This window comes from Brevibacillus migulae, from assembly GCF_004521915.1.
Taxonomy (GTDB): domain Bacteria; phylum Bacillota; class Bacilli; order Brevibacillales; family Brevibacillaceae; genus Brevibacillus_F; species Brevibacillus_F migulae.
Genome location: NZ_SDKD01000041.1, coordinates 1 through 23,216 on the forward strand (window position 1 = coordinate 1; position 23,216 = coordinate 23,216).

Sequence of the window (23,216 nt, forward strand, 5' to 3'; positions counted from 1 at the left end):
GAAAAACCCCAGTAAAATATGGGGTTTCTCGTCAGTCTGACCTGCTTTTGTAAGCAGGTTTTTTTCGGATTCTCTGTTATTTTTTCAAAAAAGGGCTTGAGTTCTTATTCTGCCCAGCTCTCGAGGTACGCTTTTTGCTCAGGATTCAGCGTATCGATGGTGATACCCAGCGCCTCCAGTTTGTTCCGGGCAACTTCCGCATCCAGCTCATAAGGAACGTTGATCACTTTTTTGCCGATGCTTTGGTAGTTTTTGCTCACATACTCGAGCCCTACCGCTTGCAGCGCAAAGGTCATATCCATAATCTCGGCTGGATGGCCATCCCCTGCTGCCAGGTTAACAAGACGTCCTTCAGCCAGGAGGTAGATTTTGCGTCCGTCGGCAAGCGCGTATTCCTCGATGTCTTTGCGCACCACGCGCTTGGAGGCTGCCATTTCACCCAGCTCCACTTTGTTCACTTCTACGTCAAAGTGGCCCGCGTTGGAAAGAATCGCTCCATCCTTCATCACTTCAAAATGCTCTTTGCGGATCACATCGCGGTTTCCAGTCACGGTTACGAAGAAATCGCCGTGCTTAGCCGCTTCCTTCATGGACATGACTTCAAAGCCATCCATGTATGCTTCTACCGCTTTGATCGGATCGATTTCCGTCACGATGACTTTCGCGCCGAGACCTTTCGCGCGCATTGCCACGCCTTTACCGCACCAGCCGTAGCCAACCACGACAACAGTTTTCCCAGCAACTACGAGGTTCGTCGTACGGTTGATGCCATCCCATACGGATTGACCGGTACCGTAACGGTTGTCAAACAAGTATTTGCAGAACGCATCGTTTACCGCTACCATCGGGAATTCCAGCTTGCCTTCGGACTCCAGCGCTTTCAGGCGAAGGATACCCGTTGTTGTTTCTTCCGCGCCTCCGCGTACTTGGGGCAGCAGGTCACGGCGTTCGCTATGTAGGATGGAAACAAGATCGCCGCCGTCGTCAATGATCAGGTCAGGGCGAGTTTCCAATGTTTTGATCAGGTGGCTTTTATATTCTTCAGGCGATGGATTGTATTTTGCGAAAACGCGAATGCCGTCCTCCACCAAAGCCGCGCACACATCGTCCTGTGTAGAAAGCGGATTGGAGCCCGTGATGGTCACTTCCGCTCCGCCCGCTTGCACCACTTTTGCCAAATAAGCGGTTTTTGCTTCCAGGTGGAGAGAAATCGCCACTTTCAAGCCCGCGAACGGTTTTTCCTGTTCGAAACGAGCGCGAATCCGATTTAATACAGGCATATGTTCTTTTACCCAATCGATCTTGAGATGACCGTTTGGAGCAAGGGACATGTCTTTTACAATGCTTTCAGCTACCGTATTCATGAAAATTGAAGTCCTCCTTTGAGTGCAACTTATACTTATCTTACCATACAGATTGGGGCGGTTCATCCCTTTTCTTGGGACAAGGACATTACACTTCCAGTCTGTAACAGATCGATCAATCGTTTCTGCGCTTGCGTGACCCACCGTTTTTTATGATAGATCAGCTGGCGATACACCCGAATCTCTGGATGCGCAAACGGCAAGATGGCCAACCGACCCTTGCTTACCTCTTCTTTCACCGCAATCATCGGCAATAAAGCAATTCCTAATCCATAGGATACGCATTGCTTGATGGCTTCCAAGCTGCCAAATTCAAGTGAACTGGCTACCTGTGTGCCCGTTTCCCGCAGGATCGTTTCCATCATCATCCGATAGCTGCAGCCAAATTCGGTAAATATCCAGTTTTCACCGGCAAAATCGCTGGCTACCACGTTGTCTTTGTGGACCAGCCGATGATCGGAGGGTGCGATGACGACCAATTTCTCCTCACCCAGATTCATGGTCACGAGATCGGGATGATCCTGCAACCGGTCCAACACGACAGCAAAATCATAAGAACCATCGTGAACGCCCCTGCGCAAATCTTGACATACCCCTGGTGTCAGCATCAGCTTGATTCGCGGGTGCTCTTTTTGAAAAATTTGCAAATACGGGGGAAGAAAAAATGCCGCCAATGATTCGACCGTTCCGATCGTCAGCGTCCCAGACAGCTGGGCTTGCTCCGACAAATTCCCCTTGGCTTCATCCAACAAAGTAAGCAGCTGCTCCGTATACAACAGCAGCGTTTCCCCGGCATGGGTCAGACGGATTTTTCTGCCCCAGCGTTCAAATAACGTCACTCCGAATTCCGTCTCGATATTTTGAATCTGTGTCGTCACACTGGATTGTGCATATCCCAGCACTTCCGCTGCTTTCGTAAAGCTTTGCCACTTGGCTACCTCGCGAAACGTTTGCAAATACCGCGTATCCATTGCTTCTCCCCTTCCAATCGAGATTTCCGATTGTCTTTATCAATTATTATAGATAATTCTGATGCAAAAGGATATGGTACACTGCACATAACTGAAATTTCATGCGAAAGAAGCGTGGTTCCTCATGTCAAAAGCAACTGAGCAAGCGGTAGGGCTGCATAAAACCCTGTCCCTGCCGCAAATCGTCGCCCTTTATATCGGAGCGGTCATTGGCTCCGGCATCCTGCTTATTCCGGGATTGGCCGCAGAGATTGCAGGGCCAGCCTCCATTATCGCCTGGCTGATCATGTCGATCATCGTGATCCCGATGGCTTTGACGATGGGACTGCTCTCCGCCAGGCACCCCAATGCCGGAGGGGTTTCCCACTTCGTCCGGCTGGCATTTGGCGATCGGTACGGCAATATGGTCGGCTGGTTTTTCCTGCTGTCTGTTCCGATCGGGGCTCCAGTCGTCGCCGTGACAGGCTCCCATTACCTCGCCATTTTGCTGGGCTGGAGTGATTTGCAAATCTATGTAACCGCAGGCTTGATCCTGCTTGCCACACTGGTCATGAACTATTTTGGCATGAAAATCGCGAGCCAGGTGCAGACGGTGGTCATCTCCTTGATTATCGCAACTCTGGTGCTTGCCATCGTCACGTCGATCCCGCATGCCTCCACTGCCCATTTCACCCCTTTTGTTCCGCATGGTTGGTTGAGCGTGATTCAGGTCGCCGGGTTGCTGTTTTGGTGCTTCATTGGCTGGGAGGCTGTGACGCATTTATCGGAAGAGTTTGTGGATCCTGAAAAAAATGCGATCCGTGGCGTGCTATGGAGTGCGGGATTGGTCGCTCTCATGTATTTCGGCATTGCCTTTATGACCGTCGCTACGCACAGCTACGGAGACGGTCTTTCTGCGGCTTCTCTGTCCGTGATGGTGCAATTGACCTTGGGTCCCGTTGGCGGCTGGATTGTCGCCATCACTGCGCTATTTATCTGTATCGCCGCTACAAATGCCTATATCGGCGCCGCTTCCCGGATTGCTTACTCTCTTTCTCACCAGGGCATCGCCCCGAAATGGTTCGGGATCCTGCATCGAAAATATCACACCCCGATCGGAGGGCTCGCCTTTTTATGCGCATGCTTCGCCATCGTGATCACCGTGCTGTCTACAAAGCTGATCTCGTTGGCCGCGATCATTGAGCTTCCCAACGCCACCTTTTTCGCCACCTATATCGGCGGTTGCCTTGCCGGCGTCCGATTGCTGAAAGGCAGTCGACTGGGAAGCACCTCGGCTTGGATCTCCCTGATCGTGACTTGTGCGCTGTATCCTTTCCTCGGTTGGTCTGCGCTTTATCCGTTTGTCGTCGTGATCGTCCTGCATCTAGTCGAGAAAAGAAAAGCAGCGCTCTCCCAATCCACTGAAAATGCGAAAGCCTAGTACCGTTCGAGTACTAGGCTTTTTTCTTATTCGTTTTTCCCGATCAGCGTAAAAGATTTTCCGTCCGGGGAAGTAAAATAGAAGGTTCGGTCAACGCTTCCGCCCAGTTCCCCTGCGTAATACTGGACCGTCACGCGATACTTGTTATCCCATATCCGTGAAATGTACAGCAATTCATCAAAATCAGGATGGCGGATATAATCTACGCCGTCCTTCGCTTTGAGGTACCAGAAGTGTTCATCCAGAAACGCATCCGTCACCGGCAGCTTTTTCTCCTTCACATACTTCTTCATCTGTTCCATATCGGTAATCCCCACGGCCTCCTGCAACAGCGGAACCGTCGATTTGGCCGTTTGGATGATCAGACCTTTTGTTTCTTGGTTCACATTGTCCGGGTACAGCTCCGCCATTTTTTCACGGAAGCGCTTGAGCAGCACCACCGCCTGCGCACGCGTGACGTTGTCGTTCGGACGGAATGTTCCATCCGGATAGCCCGTCATGACACCAAGCTTATAGATCGGATAGATCGTAACTAAATTGATTTCTTCCAGGGGAACATCTTTGAAAAATTTCGTTTTTGAGCCCCTGTACTGATCGCCTTCAGACTGTGCCGCGAGTGCTGCGAGCAAAATGCGGGCAGCCTCGCTCCGGTTTATGGATCCTGCTGGCTCGTCATAGCCGATGATCCCCGCGATGAGCATTTTCCGATACGTCGCGTCTGACCAGCGTCCCTTGCTCTTTTTCAAATAGGTCTCCTGCGCAAATTCATCTACCTCGTCCCCTGTGATCGGCGGGAGCATGCGGTAGATTAAAGCCATGAATTGCTCTTCTGAAATCGGCACATCCGGATGAAAGGTACCATCCGGAAAGCCCTTCACGATCCCCTCATTCGCCAGTTCCATGATATCCTTGGAGGCCCAATGACCTTTTATATCCGCATAAGTAGTTGTCCCTGTATCAGCTGAAGCCGAGCCTTGTGCAACAAGCTGCAGACCCAAAACAAAAGCCAGGCAGCATGTGATGACTGATCGTATCTTCACAACAGCGTCACCTATCTTCCTTATCAGGTAGTTTTCAATCATCATGCGGCAGATGTTGGTTTCATCCGCTCTCTATAATTAGACGTTTCTCGACGTTATTCGTTTCCTGTTAAAAATATGAATGTCTTTTTTTATAAGAAAAACTGCGAGAGAAGCCTCTCGAAGAAATTGTCGATCCCTTTATGAAAGGAAGTTTTTCATGCTGTATCAGGTTGAATGATCGCAAAGTTCTACTTGCTGATACAGAGGGAAAACCACTTTTTTATACGCCAACGCGAAAAGTGGTTTTCATCATCCTTATAAATTCTCCAGCTGGAGGCTTTCCACCTGCTTGCGAAGCTCCTCATTGAATGCCGCCAGTGTGTCTGCTGTGACGAGGTAACGCTCGGCAGCGATACAATCAATCATATACTCGTTGATTGCCATGGAGTGGTGGGCCAGATCCTTATAATTATTCAGGTTGAAGGTAATGGTGCTTTCTTGCTGAAAGTCAAAAATGCGCACTTGCTTCCAGGATCCGACTTGATCAAACAAATATTTTTTCGCCGCGAGCTCATTGTCAAACAGTACCTTCCCTTTTTCATAGAAGAAACGGTGCTGCAGAATCGAGTATGGCGGGTAGAACAACGTGAATTGAATCTCCGGATGGTCTTTGATCAACGAAATCAGGTTGTGATCCAGATTATGCTGAATGTTGGAAAACTCATATTCACTCGAGGTGACCGGTTGGCTTTGCTTCACCTTGTCCCATTCCTTCATCACCACTTGCTTGCTGAACGTATAGTTTGTCCACGTATTCAGCAAGTTGAGATCCTGAGCAGGCTGATCATATAGCCCCATTCTGCTCCCGACAATTTTCAAGGAATCCATGGTCGTATCCACGTTCAACAAATATCGCCATTCATTGAGCGGATTCTTGTCATAAAAATAAAACGGAAACGGACCGTACTCGTCACGCACGCGGTCTGGCTCACCGCGCAGGGCAAAGTAATCCACGCCCCAAATGACATGCTTCACTTTACCGGTATCAATCGCCATTTTGGCAATCATGTATTGCTCCTTAGCCGTCGCTCCGGACATGGACAGCTTAAGCGTTTTGCCGCCAAGCTTCTTGTCGACATACGAGGGCAGGAAGTTTTCCGTCATCGAAGTGCCGATGATAATCGTGTCATAATCATAGTTGCGCGCCAGACCAGGATTTTGATAGCGCTGTTGGGTCGAGAAAGAAGGCGGGTAGTCGGCTTTGCGATAATATTGCAATGGGTCCACAGCAAAATTGATTCCCATCAAGACGCCCATCAACAGGATGACCAGGGATAGCACTGTGATTGACCATCGTTTATGTTGCTTCATACGTCCTCCCTATTAAAACTGGAAATATAAAAATTCGGAAACGCGATTCAAGCCATAGATGCCAGCCACGATCAGAACCGCTGCGGCGACGGCCCATCTCCATTTTGGCTGGAACCCCTTCTCCCATTCGCTGCTGTTTTTCCAGATCGTGACGAACAGGAAAGCGAGGAACAGCACAATCAGCTCTTTTCTGCCCCATGGCAAAGCAGGTGATATCCCACTCGTGAAAAGGCCGGTCTGCTCCACATTCACCATGCCTTTCAACACAACCATGGCTTGTGTAAAGCTCTCCGCCCGGAAAAAGACCCATGCGACGACGACAAACAAAAATGTCAACAACCGCCCCAGCAGCCAGTGCATTTTGAATCCGAGCTGACGCCAAAAATGGTTGACCACCAAGGCGGCTCCATGCATAAAGCCCCAGACCACAAACGTCCAGGCTGCACCGTGCCACAATCCGCCAAGCACCATCGTAATCATCAGGTTGAGGTGGCGGCGAAACGCCCCTTTCCGGTTACCGCCCAAGGCGATGTACAGATAATCACGCAAGAACCGGGACAGGGTCATATGCCAACGACGCCAGAAATCGATGATCGAATTGGATTTGTAGGGGGAATCGAAATTTTGCGGCAAACGAATGTTGAACAACAGGGCGATCCCCAATGCCATGTCGGTATACCCCGAAAAATCAAAATAAAGCTGGAAGGTATAGCTCAGCGCTGTGGCCCACGCTTCGGTGAATGTCAGGCTTGTCGCTGCAAATCCTGGGCTTGCCCACCCCGCAAACGTGTCCGCAATGATGACTTTTTTAAACAATCCGATGCCAAACAGCAGCAAGCCGTGAGAGATATTGCGCCAGTTGATCACCTTAGCCCGCTTATTTTCGAACTGCGGCATCATTTCCTTGTGATGCAGAATCGGTCCCGCGATCAAGTGCGGAAAAAAGGTGACGAACAATACATAGTTGATGAAGTTATATTCCTTCGAAGATCCGCGGTACGTGTCGACCAGGTAGGCGATCTGCGTAAAAGTAAAAAAGCTGATCCCCAACGGCAGCGCCACATGTAAAAATGCAAACTTCGTATCCAACAGAAAATTGAGATTCTCCAGAAAGAAGTTGGCATATTTGTAGTAGCCCAAAAACAGCAGATTGGCTGTAATACTTAAGATGAGCAATGATTTTTTGGGAATGAACCGATCAAGCGTTCCTTTGGCCAGCATGGTGCCGACTGTATAGTTGAACAAAATGCTCCCCATCATTAACGGGAGATTGGCAATATTCCACCAGCTGTAAAAAAACAGCGATGCCAGCGCCAGCCAGGCAATCCCCACTTTGGTCAATCGGAAGCGATTCAATAGAAAATAGACAGCGAACGTGATTGGTAAATACAAAAAGATAAACTCGTACGAATTAAACAGCAAGGTGGCCAACTCATCCTTTCCTGAGTAATTTCGATGACCCGCAGTAACTATACCTTTTCTAGCAGAATCCCGTCAATATGACAGAAGTAAGGAAACAGCCCGCGCGGCATCTGACACCGCGGGGCTGTATGTTGGCTAAAGAGAAACGATATGATGGGCTGGCCCTGGCGAAAAAGGAGCGGCGACCAGCTGGTCAATCAGCTCGGGACCGTATTTGTTGGCAAAGACGAAATAAGAGTAAACTCTTTCCTGCCACCTTCCCTCCGGCAATAGCGCTTGTTCCACACGCTGCATGCGAGTCAGCGTCACTTCATGGCGATTGCGCAGCGACTGCTCTATTTTTTGCTGAAGAAAATCGACTTGCTCCAGCAAACGGACCGTATTTTTTTCTGCAAGCTCCGCCAAGCCCTGGTCAAATGCTATCACGTCCTGCACGAGCGGTTGATATTGATGAAGCAATTCCTGCTTGGTCTGGGCGAAGCGGGCCAGCAGATGCTCTGCCTGGGAATCTGTCTTGATCTGCTTCAGCCATGCTTCCTTCCAACCGGCAAAGCCGTGCAGCACTTGTGTTGCCGGCAAATCGAGCTGCTGCAGATATCTGGTGATCGCCCCTTCAACCAGCGTAATCGACATCCGCGGCAGGACAATCGGCAGCTGGTAGCCGAAGTGAGAAAACACCTCAGCAAAATAAGCCCAATACGCGACTTCTCCCGGTCCGCCAATAAAGGCTAACGTGGGAAACAGGTGCTCCTGCATGAGCGGTCTTGTCACGACATTGGCACTAAATCTCGCGGGATCGGTTTCAAGCATGGTCAGCAATTGCTCGCGGCTATATCGATAGCGGCCGTCCTTCGTCATGAATCGATCCTGTTTGCGTTCCAGCAGCAGCCGCTGCCCTTCTTCATAGAGGAAGAAATGCGCCTGATTTTCTTCGATGGCAAGCTGCGGCTCATAACCATTTTGCTTGATCTGTTCATCTGCCCGCAGCAGCAGGCTGCCCAACTCCTCGTTTTGCTGGATGATTTGCTCAAACACCGGTCGTTCAAGCTCCCGGACAAAAGGAAGAGACGATTCTACGAATACCAGTCCATGCTTGCCAAAGAGGCTGACCATGATCCGGGCAAACCAGTCTGCTACATTGTCTGCAGCTGCTGCCGTCTCTTCCGCCAATCGCCGCAGCGCAGCGGTGTGCTCCGTCTCCGTCATGCCATCGAAAAACGATGCCAGAAACGCGCGACAGGCATCAAGATCCAAAGGCATCATGCTCGCGGAAGTCTTGCCTGTCTTCGCCAGGTCCAACCTGCATTTTTTTAACCCTTCGCCCGCAGGCAGAAAGAGATGGTTGATCTCTTCCCAGTCATGGTCCTCTCCCGCAATCCAGAAGACCGGAACCACTGGAACTCCGTGCTCCTCCTCCAATTGCTTCGCTGCTTGGATGAGATGAATGGCTTTATGTATGGTATAGAGGGGGCCGGTTAACACACCCGCTTGCTGGCCGGCAATGACGACAACCGCATTTTCCTGACGAAGGCTGTGAATCCGCGCTAACGCATCCGGATGATTTCCGATCGCTTGATTATACGCGAGCAATCCTTCCGCGAGTTGTTCTCGATGCGGAAGCGGGCGACGCTGCAAGTAAGAAAGTCTGGCTTGATAAGATGCCTGATCGTACGGCGTATATGGGAAGAACGTCTGCATCCCCATCCTTTGGTTCACATAGTCGTCGACCAACCGATTGGAAGACGGGAATTGTGCGTTCAAAATATTCATGTGTAGTTCCTTCTTTCCTGACGATTCTTTGCAAATTATATCATGTGTTGGCCTCCCAAAAAATAAGACAACCCGCCGTAATGGGTTGCCCTACACTTTTTTTCCAATTTTACAGCTGCGGCGGGGTTAATGCCCAGATTAAAACGGCTTCTCCATCGTCCGCGTTTTCCACTACATGACTCTGGGCGCTCGCGAAGTACAAGCTGTCGCCCGCATACAAATGATGAACCTCGTCACCCACGCGAACGACGACACTGCCTTGGTTTACGACGATGCATTCTTCTCCGTCCTGCTGGATAAATTGATCGACGATGACCTCACCCGGCTTGAGCCGCACTTCCATCAGGCCGAGCTTGCCTCCCGACCCTGCTGAAAGCAAGGAGTAAGTCCCTGTGGATTCAGGGAACACCACCTGGCGACGCTGCTCTTTTCGTGTGACATAGACATGCTTTTGATTGACATCCTCAAAGAAATGAGTGATGGAAGAGTCAAGAGCTCTGGTAATTCTCCACAGCGAATCGAGTGATGGCTGCGAGATGCCGCGTTCCACCTGGCTGAGCAAGCCTTTGCTCAAGCCTGTTTTGTTTGCCATTGTTTCCAGTGTGTAACCTCGTTCTTTACGAATCATCCGGATCTTATTCCCGATCATCTCTATCGGTAGACGCATGCTATCGACCTCTTTTCACCAAAAACTTTTTTTCTTGTACGAAAAGAGCGCTTTCTCTTTTCGGAACTGCCCTATGTAGACAAAGTTGGCTAGCCTAGTTGCATCGTTTTCCATACTCCAGCTGTAAAGAGGCATACATAAGCAAGGCAAAGCAACAAGAAACTGATACGCCAGGTGGAAAAACTGATTTTTTTCAGCGAGATCTTTCCACGCACTTTTACCTGCAGCCAGCCTAGCAGGAAGAGCAGCCCCACAAAGAGCAATACAATCCACCACCAGACTGACCAGGCATCGGGCCAAATCAGCGAATACTGCGACATCACAGCGTGAATCAACAAAAAATTCGTAATATTTATCGCCCAATTCGCTGCCTGTCGCTTGTTGCGTTTCCACAGCATCACCGCAAGATAGATCATGACGAAGCCGAAGAATGGAAATGTGGCGAGAATACCCCATACAAACACCCATCCATCTATCAAAAAAGACATGCTTCGTCACTCCCTTCGACAAATCAATCTTCGCTTGTCGCACTTACCCGCCGCTATGCTTGCTGCCAAGTCTGTTCATCTGCTCTTTGAGACGAATCACTTGACGCAACGTTTCATGTCCAGGTGTCGAAATGCCATGCTCTTTTGCCTTTTGGACAAGATATCCGGTTATCGCCTCGATTTCTGTCTGTTTTCCTTGCTGCAAATCTTGTAGCATGGAAGAAGTATTTCGGGAAGTATTTCGGCAAATGGTTAGAATTTCCTGCCAAGTAGTCTCATTAAATTTTTGTCCACAAATGTCAGCTACCGCTGTCGCTTCTTCAAATAATTGACGCATCTGTGCAGTCAGCTCGGCGGATTGAAGGAGCATGCCATTTTGCACCTCATGGATGGCGGTCAATGGGTTGATCAAAGCGTTTGCAATCAACTTGTCCCAAAGGATTTTTTCTACGTCTTGCACGTACTCAGCCCGAATCCCCCCGCGATTCAGCAAAGCGAGAACCCGTGCGATGGCAGGATCCTCCCCCTCTTGCTTTTTCCACGAACCGATTCGCAACTTTCCTTCCCCTGTATGTTCGACTTCAATCGGCGAAATTCTGCGCGCCCCTTCCGTATTGACGGCTACGTAGAGAAATTGGTCACGGATGATCTTGGAAAGTTGTTCGCCATGTCCCATGCCATTTTGCATCGCAACCAGGATGGATCCAGCGGGAATGGAGTGCAACGCAGGTAGGAGTGCGGGTACATGTGTCTGCTTCACGGTGAGAAGATAGAGGTCGGCTTCAGGGAGAGGGTTTGTCGAGGAAATGGCCTCTATATCGATTCGCTGCCGCTTTCCATGCAAATCGCGCAAAATGACCCCATTTGCACAAAGCGCTTCAGCCTGGGCATCTGTCCGGGTGACAAGCTGTACTCGTTGATTCGCCTGAAGCAGGCGTGCAGCGAAAAGCAAGCCAACCGCGCCCCCGCCGATAATGACAATACGCATAAAAATGCCACCTGTTTCCATTCTTAGTAATAATTCTAAACCATAGCATACCAAAATTTCACAACCGCTTCAATGCAACAAAGCTCGTTCGACCCCATTAATCAGGGCAAACGAGCTTCGAATGTTTTTATACAGGGTAGACCGGGTGCTTGCGGTCGGTAAAAATCTGCCGCTTGCTTGCATAGACCGTATAACGGTTGATCAGCTCTTGACGGAGGTTTGCCGGTGGTACGATCCCATCGACGATCAGGTCAGAAGCCAGCAAGTAAAGATCGATGTCTTCCTGATATTCCTTCCGTTTCTCCATGATGAAAGCTTGTCGTTCCTGAGGATCTTCAATTGCTTGGATCTTGTTGCTGTAGACGGCGTTAACCGCTGCTTCCGGCCCCATCACGGCGATCTGCGCTCCCGGCAAAGCCAAGCATGCATCCGGTTCGAAAGCAGGACCCGCCATCGCATACAATCCTGCGCCGTATGCTTTGCGCACGATGAGGGAAATTTTCGGCACCGTCGCCTCTGACATGGCAGAAATCATTTTTGCGCCATGCCGGATGATCCCCGCCCGTTCTACCGCAGTTCCGATCATGAAACCAGGAACATCAGCCAGGAACAGCAGGGGAATATGGTAAGCATCGCACAAATTGATGAAGCGGGCCGCCTTGTCCGCGGAGTCAACGAAAAGGACGCCGCCTTTGACGCGCGGCTGGTTGGCGATAATTCCGACGGGCTTTCCATCCAAGCGGGCGATCCCGGTGATGAGCTCCTGTGCGAACAATTTTTTGATCTCAAAGAAGGAGTCCTCATCCACCAATGCATCGATAAAATCATACATATTGAAAGGCGCATTCTGGTTTTCCGGAACGATTGTGCTGATATCCTTTGCTTGCGGATTCGGTGCCATCCCTACTGTCACCGGCGGCTTCTCCGTGTAGTTAGCAGGAAAATAGGAAAGGTACTTGCGAGCGGATTGAATCGCTTCCTCTTCATTTGCCGCCAGTACGTCTCCGCATCCGCTCACCGAGCAATGCATCCGTGCCCCGCCCAGCTCCTCCAGGGTGACTTTTTGGCCGATGACCATCTCAGCCATCCGCGGCGACCCCAGATACATGCTGGCATTATGCTCAACCATGATGACAATATCGCAGAAAGCCGGGATATAGGCTCCACCGGCAGCAGACGGTCCAAACAGGATGCAGATTTGCGGCACTTTCCCCGATAGCTTCACCTGATTGTAAAAGATCCGGCCCGCTCCGCGTCGGCCCGGGAACATCTCCAACTGATCCGTAATCCGAGCGCCTGCCGAGTCCACGAGATATATCAGCGGCACACGCATTTTTTCTGCCGTTTCCTGAATCCGGATGATTTTTTCTACGGTGCGGGAGCCCCATGATCCGGCTTTCACGGTAGAGTCATTGGCCATGACACAGACCGTCTGCCCATTCACCTTCCCGATCGCCGTCACCACACCGTCCGCCGGCAAGTCCCCTGCCAGGAAATTGGCGAACAAGCCGTCCTCCAGCATGAATTCATCGTCAAACAAGAGCTTCAGCCGATCGCGGACAAACAGCTTGTTTTGTTCCTTCAGCTTGGCATGATATTTTTCATCTCCGCCCTTTTCCACCTGGGCCATCCGCTCACGCAAAATATCTTCCATTTGGTTGCTCATCTTTCTCCTCCTGTTTCTACTCTCCACGGTAATGGGGCTTGCGCTTTTCCTTGAATGCGGTCAGCCCTTCCATGCGATCTTTTGTAGGAATGAGTACTTGATATGCATTGCTTTCGATGGCGAGACCTGTTGCCAAATCCACTTCCAGTCCATAATCGACCGCGTATTTTGCTTGGGCCAAAGCAAGCGGAGCATTGGCTGCGATGGATTCGGCCAGCTCACGGCTTACGGCCAGCACCTGTTCAGCTGGCGCCACTCTGTTCACCAAGCCGATTTGCACAGCTTCCGCCGCTTTCACTCGGCGCGCGGTCAGAATCAGTTCTTTCGCAATCCCTTTGCCGACAAGGCGGGGAAGCCTTTGCGTTCCTCCCGCTCCCGGGATGATGCCCAGCGAGGTTTCGGTCAGCCCCATTTCAGCCGTCTCGCTCATCACCCGCAGATCGCAAGCGAGAGCCAGCTCGGTCCCGCCGCCCAAGGCAAGGCCATTGACCGCCGCGATGACTGGGATGGGCAGGCGCTCAATCTCCGTAAAGGTATCGCGAATCGTGCGGATATAGTGCTGCACCTGCTGATCGCTCATCGTCCGGCGTTCCTTCAAGTCGGCACCGGAGCAAAACGCTTTATCCCCTGCTCCCGTAACAATCAATACACGTACATCGCGGTGGATATTCAACGCGGCCAGATACTCACGCATGGTCTGAAGCGTTTCCAGATTGAGACAGTTAAACACTTCGGGACGCTCAATGGTCAATATGCCGATAAGTCCATCCTTTTCAAAACGTACACTCACTTGGATTCTCCTCTCGCGGCACAATGCGCTTGCAGCATTTTCGAAGGGAGGGTCCTTCCCAGCTGACTCTGGATGTACGCTCCTGCATCTAAAAGCTTTTCGAGGTCGACACCCGTGTGAACCCCCATGCCCTCCAGCATATATACCAGATCCTCGGTGGAGATATTCCCGGCTGCGCCCGGCGCATAAGGGCAGCCGCCCAAACCTCCGATGGAGCTGTCAAAGATCCGGATTCCTTCCTCTAGCGCTGCTACCACATTGGCCAGACCTGTGCCTCGTGTATCATGGAAATGTGCAGCCAACCGTTCTGCCGAAAACTCCTGTACGAGTGCCGAAAATTTTTCATGGACTTGCTTCGGAGTGGCTACACCGATGGTATCTCCGATCGAGATCTCCTGAATCCCCATGGCAAGCAGGGCTTCCGTCACCCTCAGACTGTTGGCAATCGGGACATCTCCTTCGTACGGGCAGCCAAAAACAGTAGACACGTAGCCGCGTACGGGAATACCGTGCTCACGGGCGGCTGTGACGACTTCCGCCAGAACCGGATACGTATCCGCGATCGATTTGTTGATGTTTTTTTGATTGTGGCTCTCGCTTGCCGACATGAAGACGGCGATTTGCTGCAGGCGTGTCTCCTTTACCCGATCCCACCCGCGCAAGTTGGGAACCAACGCGCTGTAGCAAACCTCCGGACGCTGTTCAATGCCATTCAGCACTTCCACAGCGTCCGCCAGCTGGGGAATCCATTTCGGATTGACGAAAGAGCTCGCTTCAATATAACGTAGGCCTGACGCACTCAGCCTGTTTATCAGTTCAATTTTTGCCGCGGTGGGGAGAATCTCTTTCTCATTTTGCAACCCGTCCCGCGGTCCCACTTCCACGATCTTGACCTCCATTTGCCTACCTCCCCCAAATCTAGCGAGCGCTCAGTTGGTCAACATGCGTTTATTCCAATACGAGAACGATGTCTCCTTCATTGACAAAATCCCCGATGTTTACCTTTACTTCCTTCACGGTGCCTGCCGCTTCCGCCTGCAGAGGCACTTCCATTTTCATCGATTCCATCACGATGACATCTTGGCCTGCCCCTACATTGTCTCCTGCGCTTACAAGCACTTGAATCACGGTTCCTGCCATGGTTGCTGTTACTTGTTTCATTTGAATGCACTCCTTCATTTTCATTGATTCATCGGTTTATTTTATTCGTTTTCGCTGTATGAATTGCGTCGTGTAGACACCTTGCTGAAATTCTTCATCCTGCAGCACTTCCAACAAAAAGGGCAGATTGGTTTTGATTCCGCTGATCTCATACTGCTGCAATGCCTCTATCGCCCGCGCAATGGCCTCTGCTCTCGTGGTACCGGAGACAATCAGCTTGGCGATCATCGGGTCATAAAAAGGAGTGACCTGGGTCCCTGCCTCTACAGCATCGTCGATACGAACATGCTCCATTTTCGGAGGTACATAGTCCGCAATCGTACCCGGCGACGGCAAGAAGGTAACCGGATCTTCCGCGTAAATACGGCATTCAATCGCATGACGAAGCGCTTTTACGTCTTCCTGCTTGAGCTCTAGCACGGCTCCTGCCGCCACATCAAGCTGCATCGCCACCAGATCCAATCCCGTCATTTCTTCGGTCACGGGATGTTCCACCTGCAAGCGTGTGTTCATCTCCAAAAAGTAGAAGCGCTTCTGGTCATCCATGATGAATTCCACGGTTCCTACTCCCGTGTAGTTAACTGCCTTTGCTGCCTGCACAGCTGCCTCGCAAATTTGCTCCCGGGTTTGCTGATCCAAAAACGGCGAAGGGCTTTCCTCCAGCACCTTTTGATGGCGGCGCTGTATCGAGCATTCCCGCTCCAGCAAATGCAGCACATTTCCATGATTGTCCGCGACGATCTGCACTTCGATATGGTGCGGATTCTCCACATACTTTTCAAGGAACATGGTGTCGTTTCCGAAGTAAGCCTTGGCTCTGCCGCGTGCGGACTGAAATGCTTGCCGCAATTCTTCGTCATCATGAACGACCTGCATCCCAATTCCACCGCCGCCTGCACTCGCCTTCAGCATGACCGGATAACCCATTTGCGCTGCATGGCTGATGGCTTCTTCGGCTGTCTCCATTTTTCCTTCAAAGCCCGGCACGACTGGCACACCAGCATCACGCATGATTTTTCGCGCGGTCACTTTATCGCCCATGTCCGCAATTACCTCAGGAGTAGGCCCGATAAATGTAAGCCCTGCTTCCCTGCACCGCTTGGCAAAGGTCGCATTTTCCGAAAGCAGTCCGTACCCCGGATGGATGGCATCCGCTCCTGTCTCTTTTGCTGCAGCCAAAATGGCATCGATGTTCAGATAGCTTTGCGGCACAGGTGGCGGTCCGATATGAATCGCTTCGTCCGCTTCCCTAACGAATGGCATTGCCTTGTCTGCCTCCGAGTAGACAGCAACCGTGGAGATCCCTTGCTTTTGACAAGAGCGTATGATCCGGCGGGCGATTTCCCCCCGATTCGCAATCAATACCTTGCGCATGCCAACTCTCCCTCCATTTGTTAATACTTGTAAAGTAAACGCTTTCACAAAGATTGAAAAAAATTGCCTGCTCCTGTACTCTATTGTGCCATGTTTCCGTTGATTGTTCTAGAAAAAAATTGAAAAGAGAAAAACTCTGCCTATTCGTGTATAATAAGATCGAATCGGATTGTTTAGCTATTGCGCGGGAGGAGTGAATGACCTCATGTATGAAGTAAAACGTTTAAGCATCAATTATAAAACACTTGAGGAGTTTCAAAAATTCCGGGAATTTGGCCTGGAAGAGCTTTCGATGAAGGAAGATCTGGAAGCCAATATCGTGGAAAATGACTCCGACTCACCCTTCTACGGCATCTATGACGATAACCGTTTGGTTGCACGCATGAGCCTGTATAAGATTGAGGGCAAATACGATCGCTATTTCCAACCAGCTCAAGACTACTACGAGCTGTGGAAGCTCGAAGTATTGCCTGACTATCGTGGAAAAGACTATGGAACAGCTCTGGTGAACTATGCAAAAAGCACCGGTTTGCCCATCAAAACGAATTCACGCTGCCGAGCGGATGAATTTTGGTTGAAAATGGATTTCAAACCCGTCAAGTATAACCCGATGCGTGACCGCGGTGAAAATCCATACGTGTGGCTCCCAGAAGGCGTAACCATGCAGGACTAGCTGCCAGACGGCTAACAAAAAAAGAAGCGGAAATCCGCTTCTTTTTTTCATTCTTATTTTTCAATGCGTTCCAAGTTGCCGTTCTCATCCATCTTGAAGACAGGCTTGGCGGGCTCCTCTTCCTGCAGGAACACGAGCTTGCGTGCTCGTTCCATGATCTGCAGCAGCGCCTTGTAGTCCTCGCTCACATCTTGAACGGTTTCCAATTCTTTTTTGATTCTGTCGTTCTCTTCTCTTAATTCTTTTATCTCCATTTCCTTGCTCTGCAGCAGCTGCTCCAGCTGATTCAGCTTGCGCACCGTCTCTTTTTGATTGGTGAGCAAACGGATCGCTGTCTCAATTTGCTGTTCCTCATCCAAGTCAGGAGTCGAAATATGTTCCTTGGGCGGCGAAAAGATTACCGGTTCTTCGGCTATTTCTGTATCTGCCTGTGCCGTGGCCACCTGCCCGATTCTGCCCAGTTTCTTCATTTGCTGCCGCTGCCCTTTGGCAATCGCAATTGCGGCATCATATCGTTTACGAACGGTACTGTTCCACCGGAATCCGCAAGCTGCTGCCGTGCGGCCAAGCCGTTGTCCCACCTCTTCAAAGGCTGCTAACTGTGTGCCGCCTTCACGGATGTGGCGGAGTGTAACTTCGGCCAGTACCAAATCGTCGTCTTCTGTCCATGCGTCCTGCCTGGATGCTACCATATTATACGTCCCTCCCGCTTACCTTTAAAAAGGATGATGTAATTCATCCTATGCTTTTCCCTACTCTCATAGAATCGCTTTCTACTAGAAAAAGTATGTCCAAGCAAGCATTTGTTTAAACGAAGCGGAAGGCAAAGCTAATCTACAATCTATTCCTTGCGAAAAAAACGTTCGATTGCCCCAACATGCTGTTCACTGCCCCAAAGGCCAGCACATTGCTCAATCTCCAGGCGAATGCGCTCTTCCATCGGCAAACCTTCACGTTTCCAGGCAAGCAGCTTCATATAAGAAGTGATCGAGGTCAGCGGCTGCTTCGCCATTTTGGCCGCGAAGGTGAGCGTTTGCTCCCGCAGCTGGGCCGCCGGATGCACAAAGTCGACCAAACCATAGGACAGTGCTGTGTAAGCAGACACTTTTTCACCTGTCAGCAGCAGCGTCAAAGCTTTTGCTTCCGGCAAGAGAGAAAGTAGACGACTCCCCCCACCCCACCCGGTTGTAATATGCATGCCGATCTGCACAAAACCAAGCTTGGCCTCCTCACTCGCCACGCGAATATGACAGGCGGCGGCAAATTCGCAGCCGCCTCCCACTGCCGTTCCATTGATCATGGCAATCACGGGTTTGGAAAAATTCGTGATGGTTTGCAGCAGATCTCCAACCCTGGACAGTAACGGAAGCGCCTCCTCAAAGCCTCTGACCGCACCAAACTGCGCGAGATCTCCGCCTGAAATAAAGGTGCTCCCGCTGCCTGTAAAAACCACTACTTTTATGGATGGGTCACGCTCTAGCCGAGCAAGCACCTCATTGATTTCTTGCACCATCTTCATATTGATCGCATTGCGCACTTCCGGCCGATTCAGGGTCAGAATGGCGATACCATCCTCTTGCTCGAGTTTAATGGTTTCCATAGTACGACCAGCCTCCCCTCTCCCTGCTATTTTCTCCATTGTAAACAGGCAATAGAAAAGAAAAAAGAGGGGTAGCCCCCTCTCAACTGATTGTATTCATTTGTTGCTAGATTTATGAGTTTTTGAAAAACGCGGCTGCACAAAGTATTTGGCGCCATGTCTGCAATGATGTCGATGGGATTTTATGAATTCGAATCGTTTAAAAAATTTTTCATTGCATCAGAATTGTAACCGATGATGACATTTTCTCCATCCGTTAAAATCGGGCGTTTCAATAACCGCGGGTCATCGCTCAGCATTTCCAGCAGTTCGCTGACCGTCATGTCATTGATATCAACGTCGAGATTTTTAAAGGTTTGGCTGCGGCGAGATAAAATCTCATCTGCTCCGCTAGTCGTCTTTTTCATGATATCCATCAGTTCGTCCGAAGAAGGCGGGTTGCGGAAAAGGTGGCGCTCCTCATAAGAGATCCCGTTTTCCTGCAGCCATGCCTTCGCCTTCCGACAGGACGTACAGCTCGGATATGTAAAGAAAGTGACTTTGCGTGTGGTTTTTGCTACTGCCATATCAATAACCCCTCCCAATCCAAAAAGGAATGTATCTATACTTTTGTAAGGAAAATTCCTGATGATTGCATTATAAATTTCTCATTAACACTATGTCAATAGTGTAAAATATAAAAACCATGTAAACCTTGTTAAACTGCAGGATTCCACACTCCGTTCTTAACATCTTCGACAAAATCGGCTACACTAGATTAAGAAGCTATAGTGAAAGGGGGAAACACACGTGGGACATGATGCCCAAAAACTGACGAGCGCATTGGCAGATCCGACTCGTTTTGCGATTTACCAATATGTCGCCGATAGCAAGCATCCACTTTCCGTCCAAGAGCTCGCCGACCATTTTAGCATCCACCCCAATGTGGCCCGATTGCACTTGGCTAAATTGGAAGATGTCGATCTGATCAAATCGTTCTCGGACAAAACCGGAAAAGGCGGCCGACCAAGCCGGCTGTATGCCTTGTCCGATCAGGTTGTCAGCTTGCAATTCCCCCCTCGGGATTATCAATTGCTGGCGGATATGGCCATTGAAAGCTTGCTTACCTTTGGCGAAGCGGGCGAGCAGGCATTGATCAAGATGGGACACCGCATGGGACAGGAAATGGCTAAGCGCGCGATGTCGCAATATCCCATTCAACTCGACAGCGACTCGATAGAAACGATACTGGAGCATATTCACCGTCTGGTCATCGCCCAAGGCCTGAAACCCGACATTGAATCCGTAAATCAAAACATGATCCGTTTCCGTGTATATAATTGTACTTTTTCGGAAACCGCGAAGCGCTTTCCGAAAAGTGTATGCAAAATGCACAATGCCATGCTGACGGGAATATTTGAAGCCTTCTTTGGAGAAATTGAATTACAGGAAGAAAGCTCGATGATCACCGGCTGCAATTCATGCAGCTATACGATGATTCGTTTGCAGAAACAATCCGTTCAGGGATAGGTGTGTCATAAATCCGTCATACCTTCCCGTTTACACGATTGTCCCTCTCCGATATAATGGGATAGGAATCTTGTAGAAAATCTTACCTGCACTGCGAAAAGGGGGTATACAGATGGATCGCATGTATCGCGTTCTTGGCTTCTGGACCTTGGTGATTGCCCTCATGTCTTTCTGGGGCGGTCTGTACCCAATGGCACTCATTTTCTTTGCCTTGACTGCATTCTTTGTGGCGTTAAGCTACATGAGCCTGTCGGAACGAGCATATCTGAATATCTTTTTTGGATTCATGTTCTTCTCCTTCGTAGGCTTCACCTACTACACCTTCTTCGTGATGCCAGTAGGTCCACAAGAGCATTCGCTTTTGCTCTCCATTCTGTAAATCGAAAAAAGATGCTCGCATGCGGGCATCTTTTTTTACGTCCACTTTTCTTTTTGCAGCAGGCGAAGCGGCAGGTCCATCGGCACTTCTTTCGCCTGTACCAGCACGCGAAAGACCCGCCCCATTCCATCCGGTGCGATTAGCTGGCGAATGGCTCGATTCCGTTTCATCGCTTCGCTGGAGAAAGGATCTCGATCCTGATGATTTTGCAAACGCTGCAGGATCCCATGACGGAGTAAAAATTGATCCTGACGCAAATAAGCGAGCGAACGAAGCCCCGCCGCTTCCCCCCATCTCTGCAAAGCGGAAAAATTCACATGGGCGGTCATATCCTGCTCGCCTACATGTATGAATGGATTGTCATGTGCTTGATGGCGATAGTAGCACATCAAAGTCCCTCGTTTGCGGGAAGGATGATACAGCTGTTCTTCTTCGTCACCGTAGTCAATGGTGATTGCATAGCCGCGCGTAAGCATGTTTCCGACTGCGGCAATGGCCTGCTTCATCCCCGCATTTAATTCCACCCGGGAACCTGGCAAGACGGATGGTTCTCTTTCCTGCAGCATCGATTTTGCCTGCTCGGTTAGCTCGTTCAGGTACGTCTCCTTGAAGGCTTGCCCCTGCTCATCCCAGGTCACCCCGATTTCACGCCAGCCGTTTTTTCCCTTTTCCAGCAGATGAACAGGATAGGCATCCAGCCATTCGTTAGAGACGACGACTCCCTCTATCTGGATGCGCTCTGCCGCTTCCTCGATGGAAGAAACCCATTGCTTCGGTACCGCTTCATCAGCAATGGCCTGCTCTTGCAAAGCGCGGTGATATGGGCTTGCCTCTACCATGAGAACCTTCAGCTTTTCGTAGCTAGCTGGCGCTGTGCAACGAATATGCTCCAGCATATGTTTCATCAAATAACCGGTACCGCCACCCACCTCGACAAGTGTCGGCTCCTCGACCCGAGATTTTTGCAGCATCTCCAGGATCGCATCTGCCAGTGTGTGCGCAAAGACGGGATGCACCGAGGCACTTGTGTAAAAATCGCCTTCTTTTCCGACTTTTACCCGTTCTGCGGTATAGTAGCCCCACTGCGGATGGTACAAAGCGAGCTCCATATATTCGGCAAACGAGATCGCTTTTTGTTCATGCTGCATCATTTTTTCGCGAAGGTAGTCAATCAGCTCCATGCATCATATACTCCTAACAGGAAATTCTTTTCTTTTCCCACAGCTTGGCAAATCACGGTATAATAGGTGAATATGAACACCGGAATTGTAACATGAAAGTGAAATGGCAGACAATCACAGGGATCAGGCAATCTGTTCAATTCCTGTGACCGATGCCGAAAAGGTGACAGTATGCGAAGATTTGTAATGATTATGCTTGTTTTTCTCCTCAGCCTCTCATCCGTCTCTTCGATCGTTGGTGCTGTTGAGCCTGCTCCCCCCTTAGAGGAGCTCATCTTGCAGCAGCATCTGACGCAAAAAGAGCTGGAACGGAGTTTATCGCTTGTAAAGGAAGAGGAAAAAGCACTGCAGACAGAAATTGCGCAGCTTACGCTGGATATGGGCAAGCAGGCATCCATCATCGCGGCCATGCGCAAGCACGCCGGCGAGGTGGCCAGAGCCTACTACATGGGTGAACGCACCTCTCTGTTGTCTTTGATTTTTGATACCGAAAATTTCAATGATTTCCTCTTGCTGTACGAGTTTTTACAGTTGCTCTACGAAAGAGACCTGAATACGCTGGAGCGATTTCAACAGGAAAGGGCCAAGCTCGAACAGATGCAAGCCACTAAGCAAAACCGTTTGAGCCGTGTGACGGAGCTGCGCAAGCACTTTGAATCCCAGCTGCAGCAGCTGCTGATCGTCCAAGCCGAGAAGGAACGCAATCTGAACAAACTGAGCGATCCGGCAGGCGTCGAATCGCTGATGGATCACCTGATTGTAGATTGGCGCGAGCGCGGTCTCCCCGCCTTCAACACGTTCTTCAGCGAGCTGGCTGCCGCCATGTTCCAAGTGCAGGAGCTGGCGACACCTGAGCGGATTTCTTCCGAGGATCTGTTTTCCCATACATTGACGATCAGTGAAGAGGACTTTAACCAGTTCCTCATGTCCAAAAATGATCTGTTCAAGCAATCCCGCTTCACTTTTGAGAATGATCAATTGATGGTCGAAGGATCCTATGATCAGATGAATCTGCGCATTGTTGGCAACTATGAATATGTCTCCCCGCAGGAATTAAAGTTTCATATTACCAAGCTCACGTTTGACGGATTTGAACTGCCGCAGACGACGATTGAAGAGATGGAGAAGAAATACGACCTCGGCTTTTATCCGTCTGTGATCTCCCCCAATGTCCAGGTGCAAAGCATCCGTCTTGCCGATCAGGCCTTGACCCTGAAGCTGAAGCTCAATTTCCCGTTTGGCTTCGGCAAAAAATGAGAAAAACTTCAATAGAAGTTCTCCCGAAGAAGTTGTCGAGTCCTTCTTTAGCGGTAGTTTTTCTTGCTGTATCAGGTTGATTGGTCGTGAAGTAAATAATTTTTGATAGTAGAGTAGGAAACTGAAATTTTCGGGCGACCTTC

23 protein-coding genes are annotated in these 23,216 nt (G+C 50.1%); 5 read left to right on the forward strand and 18 right to left on the reverse strand.

What is annotated here, in order from left to right; all coding sequences use genetic code 11:
• Positions 1–104: 104 nt before the first annotated feature.
• Positions 105–1,364, reverse strand: a complete 1,260-nt coding sequence (locus tag EIZ37_RS24835) for an adenosylhomocysteinase (RefSeq protein ID WP_134687452.1) — start codon at positions 1,362–1,364, stop codon at positions 105–107.
• Between the two features lie 62 nt (positions 1,365–1,426).
• Positions 1,427–2,335: a LysR family transcriptional regulator gene (locus EIZ37_RS24840; protein WP_134687453.1), complete on the reverse strand. Its 909-nt coding sequence runs from the start codon at positions 2,333–2,335 to the stop codon at positions 1,427–1,429.
• A gap of 124 nt (positions 2,336–2,459) precedes the next feature.
• Between EIZ37_RS24840 and EIZ37_RS24845 the strand changes: the two genes are divergently transcribed.
• Positions 2,460–3,755: an APC family permease gene (locus EIZ37_RS24845; protein WP_134687454.1), complete on the forward strand. Its 1,296-nt coding sequence runs from the start codon at positions 2,460–2,462 to the stop codon at positions 3,753–3,755.
• Positions 3,756–3,781: 26 nt separating this feature from the next.
• On the opposite strand, the gene EIZ37_RS24850 is transcribed toward EIZ37_RS24845, so the two are convergent.
• The 12 genes from EIZ37_RS24850 to accC all read right to left on the reverse strand — a co-directional run bounded on the left by EIZ37_RS24850 (position 3,782) and on the right by accC (position 16,474).
• Complete coding sequence (locus tag EIZ37_RS24850) at positions 3,782–4,795, reverse strand: S-layer homology domain-containing protein (RefSeq protein ID WP_167569122.1); 1,014 nt, start codon at positions 4,793–4,795, stop codon at positions 3,782–3,784.
• Between the two features lie 297 nt (positions 4,796–5,092).
• Positions 5,093–6,148, reverse strand: coding sequence for a hypothetical protein (locus EIZ37_RS24855; RefSeq protein WP_134687456.1), 1,056 nt, complete (start codon positions 6,146–6,148; stop codon positions 5,093–5,095).
• Positions 6,149–6,160: 12 nt separating this feature from the next.
• A complete protein-coding gene (locus EIZ37_RS24860) occupies positions 6,161–7,570 on the reverse strand; it encodes an MBOAT family O-acyltransferase (protein ID WP_134687457.1) in 1,410 nt (469 codons plus the stop codon).
• Between the two features lie 135 nt (positions 7,571–7,705).
• The gene (bshC, locus tag EIZ37_RS24865; protein WP_134687458.1) at positions 7,706–9,340 is read right to left on the reverse strand and encodes a bacillithiol biosynthesis cysteine-adding enzyme BshC; all 1,635 of its coding nucleotides are present in this window, start codon (positions 9,338–9,340) and stop codon (positions 7,706–7,708) included.
• 109 nt (positions 9,341–9,449) lie between these two features.
• Entirely contained in the window at positions 9,450–10,007 is a 558-nt protein-coding gene (locus EIZ37_RS24870; protein ID WP_134687459.1) for a helix-turn-helix domain-containing protein, read from the reverse strand.
• Positions 10,008–10,096: 89 nt separating this feature from the next.
• Entirely contained in the window at positions 10,097–10,495 is a 399-nt protein-coding gene (locus EIZ37_RS24875) for a DUF3397 family protein (protein WP_134687460.1), read from the reverse strand.
• Between the two features lie 43 nt (positions 10,496–10,538).
• A complete protein-coding gene (locus EIZ37_RS24880) occupies positions 10,539–11,483 on the reverse strand; it encodes a ketopantoate reductase family protein (RefSeq protein ID WP_134687461.1) in 945 nt (314 codons plus the stop codon).
• A gap of 127 nt (positions 11,484–11,610) precedes the next feature.
• On the reverse strand, positions 11,611–13,149 hold the full coding sequence (locus EIZ37_RS24885) for an acyl-CoA carboxylase subunit beta (protein ID WP_134687462.1): 1,539 nt from the start codon (positions 13,147–13,149) through the stop codon (positions 11,611–11,613).
• Positions 13,150–13,165: 16 nt separating this feature from the next.
• The gene (locus EIZ37_RS24890; RefSeq protein ID WP_134687463.1) at positions 13,166–13,939 is read right to left on the reverse strand and encodes an enoyl-CoA hydratase-related protein; all 774 of its coding nucleotides are present in this window, start codon (positions 13,937–13,939) and stop codon (positions 13,166–13,168) included.
• The gene (locus tag EIZ37_RS24895; RefSeq protein WP_134687464.1) at positions 13,936–14,838 is read right to left on the reverse strand and encodes a hydroxymethylglutaryl-CoA lyase; all 903 of its coding nucleotides are present in this window, start codon (positions 14,836–14,838) and stop codon (positions 13,936–13,938) included. The genes EIZ37_RS24890 and EIZ37_RS24895 overlap by 4 nt, the downstream gene beginning before the upstream one ends.
• Before the next feature lie 49 nt (positions 14,839–14,887).
• Positions 14,888–15,100, reverse strand: a complete 213-nt coding sequence (locus EIZ37_RS24900) for an acetyl-CoA carboxylase biotin carboxyl carrier protein subunit (RefSeq protein WP_134687465.1) — start codon at positions 15,098–15,100, stop codon at positions 14,888–14,890.
• Between the two features lie 36 nt (positions 15,101–15,136).
• On the reverse strand, positions 15,137–16,474 hold the full coding sequence (accC, locus tag EIZ37_RS24905; protein WP_134687466.1) for an acetyl-CoA carboxylase biotin carboxylase subunit: 1,338 nt from the start codon (positions 16,472–16,474) through the stop codon (positions 15,137–15,139).
• A gap of 205 nt (positions 16,475–16,679) precedes the next feature.
• Between accC and EIZ37_RS24910 the strand changes: the two genes are divergently transcribed.
• The gene (locus EIZ37_RS24910; RefSeq protein ID WP_134687467.1) at positions 16,680–17,147 is read left to right on the forward strand and encodes an N-acetyltransferase; all 468 of its coding nucleotides are present in this window, start codon (positions 16,680–16,682) and stop codon (positions 17,145–17,147) included.
• Between the two features lie 53 nt (positions 17,148–17,200).
• On the opposite strand, the gene EIZ37_RS24915 is transcribed toward EIZ37_RS24910, so the two are convergent.
• From EIZ37_RS24915 to EIZ37_RS24925, 3 genes are all read right to left on the reverse strand, one after another.
• A complete protein-coding gene (locus EIZ37_RS24915; RefSeq protein WP_134687468.1) occupies positions 17,201–17,839 on the reverse strand; it encodes an RsfA family transcriptional regulator in 639 nt (212 codons plus the stop codon).
• 149 nt (positions 17,840–17,988) lie between these two features.
• Positions 17,989–18,747, reverse strand: a complete 759-nt coding sequence (locus EIZ37_RS24920; RefSeq protein ID WP_134687469.1) for an enoyl-CoA hydratase/isomerase family protein — start codon at positions 18,745–18,747, stop codon at positions 17,989–17,991.
• Positions 18,748–18,929: 182 nt separating this feature from the next.
• Positions 18,930–19,313, reverse strand: a complete 384-nt coding sequence (locus tag EIZ37_RS24925; RefSeq protein ID WP_134687470.1) for a Spx/MgsR family RNA polymerase-binding regulatory protein — start codon at positions 19,311–19,313, stop codon at positions 18,930–18,932.
• Between the two features lie 223 nt (positions 19,314–19,536).
• On the opposite strand from EIZ37_RS24925, the gene EIZ37_RS24930 reads away from it, so the two are divergent.
• On the forward strand, positions 19,537–20,256 hold the full coding sequence (locus EIZ37_RS24930) for a helix-turn-helix transcriptional regulator (protein ID WP_134687471.1): 720 nt from the start codon (positions 19,537–19,539) through the stop codon (positions 20,254–20,256).
• A 112-nt stretch (positions 20,257–20,368) separates the two neighbouring features.
• Positions 20,369–20,635 (forward strand): DUF2626 family protein, encoded by a 267-nt coding sequence (locus EIZ37_RS24935; protein WP_134687472.1) that lies wholly within the window; start codon positions 20,369–20,371, stop codon positions 20,633–20,635.
• A 35-nt stretch (positions 20,636–20,670) separates the two neighbouring features.
• On the opposite strand, the gene EIZ37_RS24940 is transcribed toward EIZ37_RS24935, so the two are convergent.
• Positions 20,671–21,816 carry a class I SAM-dependent methyltransferase gene (locus EIZ37_RS24940; protein ID WP_134687473.1) on the reverse strand — a complete coding sequence of 382 codons (1,146 nt, stop codon included), beginning with the start codon at positions 21,814–21,816 and terminating at the stop codon, positions 20,671–20,673.
• Positions 21,817–21,987: 171 nt separating this feature from the next.
• On the opposite strand from EIZ37_RS24940, the gene EIZ37_RS24945 reads away from it, so the two are divergent.
• Entirely contained in the window at positions 21,988–23,073 is a 1,086-nt protein-coding gene (locus tag EIZ37_RS24945) for a coiled-coil domain-containing protein (RefSeq protein ID WP_134687474.1), read from the forward strand.
• The last annotated feature ends 143 nt before the right edge of the window (positions 23,074–23,216 follow it).

Bases quoted from the DNA above. Each gene is read 5' to 3' on its own strand.
- EIZ37_RS24845 (WP_134687454.1), top strand. From the start codon at position 2,460: ATGTCAAAAGCAACTGAGCAAGCGGTAGGGCTGCATAAAACCCTGTCC.
- EIZ37_RS24855 (WP_134687456.1), bottom strand. From the start codon at position 6,148: ATGAAGCAACATAAACGATGGTCAATCACAGTGCTATCCCTGGTCATC.
- EIZ37_RS24885 (WP_134687462.1), bottom strand. From the start codon at position 13,149: ATGAGCAACCAAATGGAAGATATTTTGCGTGAGCGGATGGCCCAGGTG.
- EIZ37_RS24910 (WP_134687467.1), top strand. From the start codon at position 16,680: ATGTATGAAGTAAAACGTTTAAGCATCAATTATAAAACACTTGAGGAG.
- EIZ37_RS24920 (WP_134687469.1), bottom strand. From the start codon at position 18,747: ATGGAAACCATTAAACTCGAGCAAGAGGATGGTATCGCCATTCTGACC.
- EIZ37_RS24940 (WP_134687473.1), bottom strand. From the start codon at position 21,816: ATGGAGCTGATTGACTACCTTCGCGAAAAAATGATGCAGCATGAACAA.
- EIZ37_RS24840 (WP_134687453.1), bottom strand. From the start codon at position 2,335: ATGGATACGCGGTATTTGCAAACGTTTCGCGAGGTAGCCAAGTGGCAA.
- bshC (WP_134687458.1), bottom strand. From the start codon at position 9,340: ATGAATATTTTGAACGCACAATTCCCGTCTTCCAATCGGTTGGTCGAC.
- EIZ37_RS24935 (WP_134687472.1), top strand. From the start codon at position 20,369: ATGGATCGCATGTATCGCGTTCTTGGCTTCTGGACCTTGGTGATTGCC.
- EIZ37_RS24895 (WP_134687464.1), bottom strand. From the start codon at position 14,838: ATGGAGGTCAAGATCGTGGAAGTGGGACCGCGGGACGGGTTGCAAAAT.
- EIZ37_RS24945 (WP_134687474.1), top strand. From the start codon at position 21,988: ATGCGAAGATTTGTAATGATTATGCTTGTTTTTCTCCTCAGCCTCTCA.
- EIZ37_RS24875 (WP_134687460.1), bottom strand. From the start codon at position 10,495: ATGTCTTTTTTGATAGATGGATGGGTGTTTGTATGGGGTATTCTCGCC.
- accC (WP_134687466.1), bottom strand. From the start codon at position 16,474: ATGCGCAAGGTATTGATTGCGAATCGGGGGGAAATCGCCCGCCGGATC.
- EIZ37_RS24900 (WP_134687465.1), bottom strand. From the start codon at position 15,100: ATGAAACAAGTAACAGCAACCATGGCAGGAACCGTGATTCAAGTGCTT.
- EIZ37_RS24915 (WP_134687468.1), bottom strand. From the start codon at position 17,839: ATGGTAGCATCCAGGCAGGACGCATGGACAGAAGACGACGATTTGGTA.
- EIZ37_RS24880 (WP_134687461.1), bottom strand. From the start codon at position 11,483: ATGCGTATTGTCATTATCGGCGGGGGCGCGGTTGGCTTGCTTTTCGCT.
- EIZ37_RS24835 (WP_134687452.1), bottom strand. From the start codon at position 1,364: ATGAATACGGTAGCTGAAAGCATTGTAAAAGACATGTCCCTTGCTCCA.
- EIZ37_RS24925 (WP_134687470.1), bottom strand. From the start codon at position 19,313: ATGGCAGTAGCAAAAACCACACGCAAAGTCACTTTCTTTACATATCCG.
- EIZ37_RS24870 (WP_134687459.1), bottom strand. From the start codon at position 10,007: ATGCGTCTACCGATAGAGATGATCGGGAATAAGATCCGGATGATTCGT.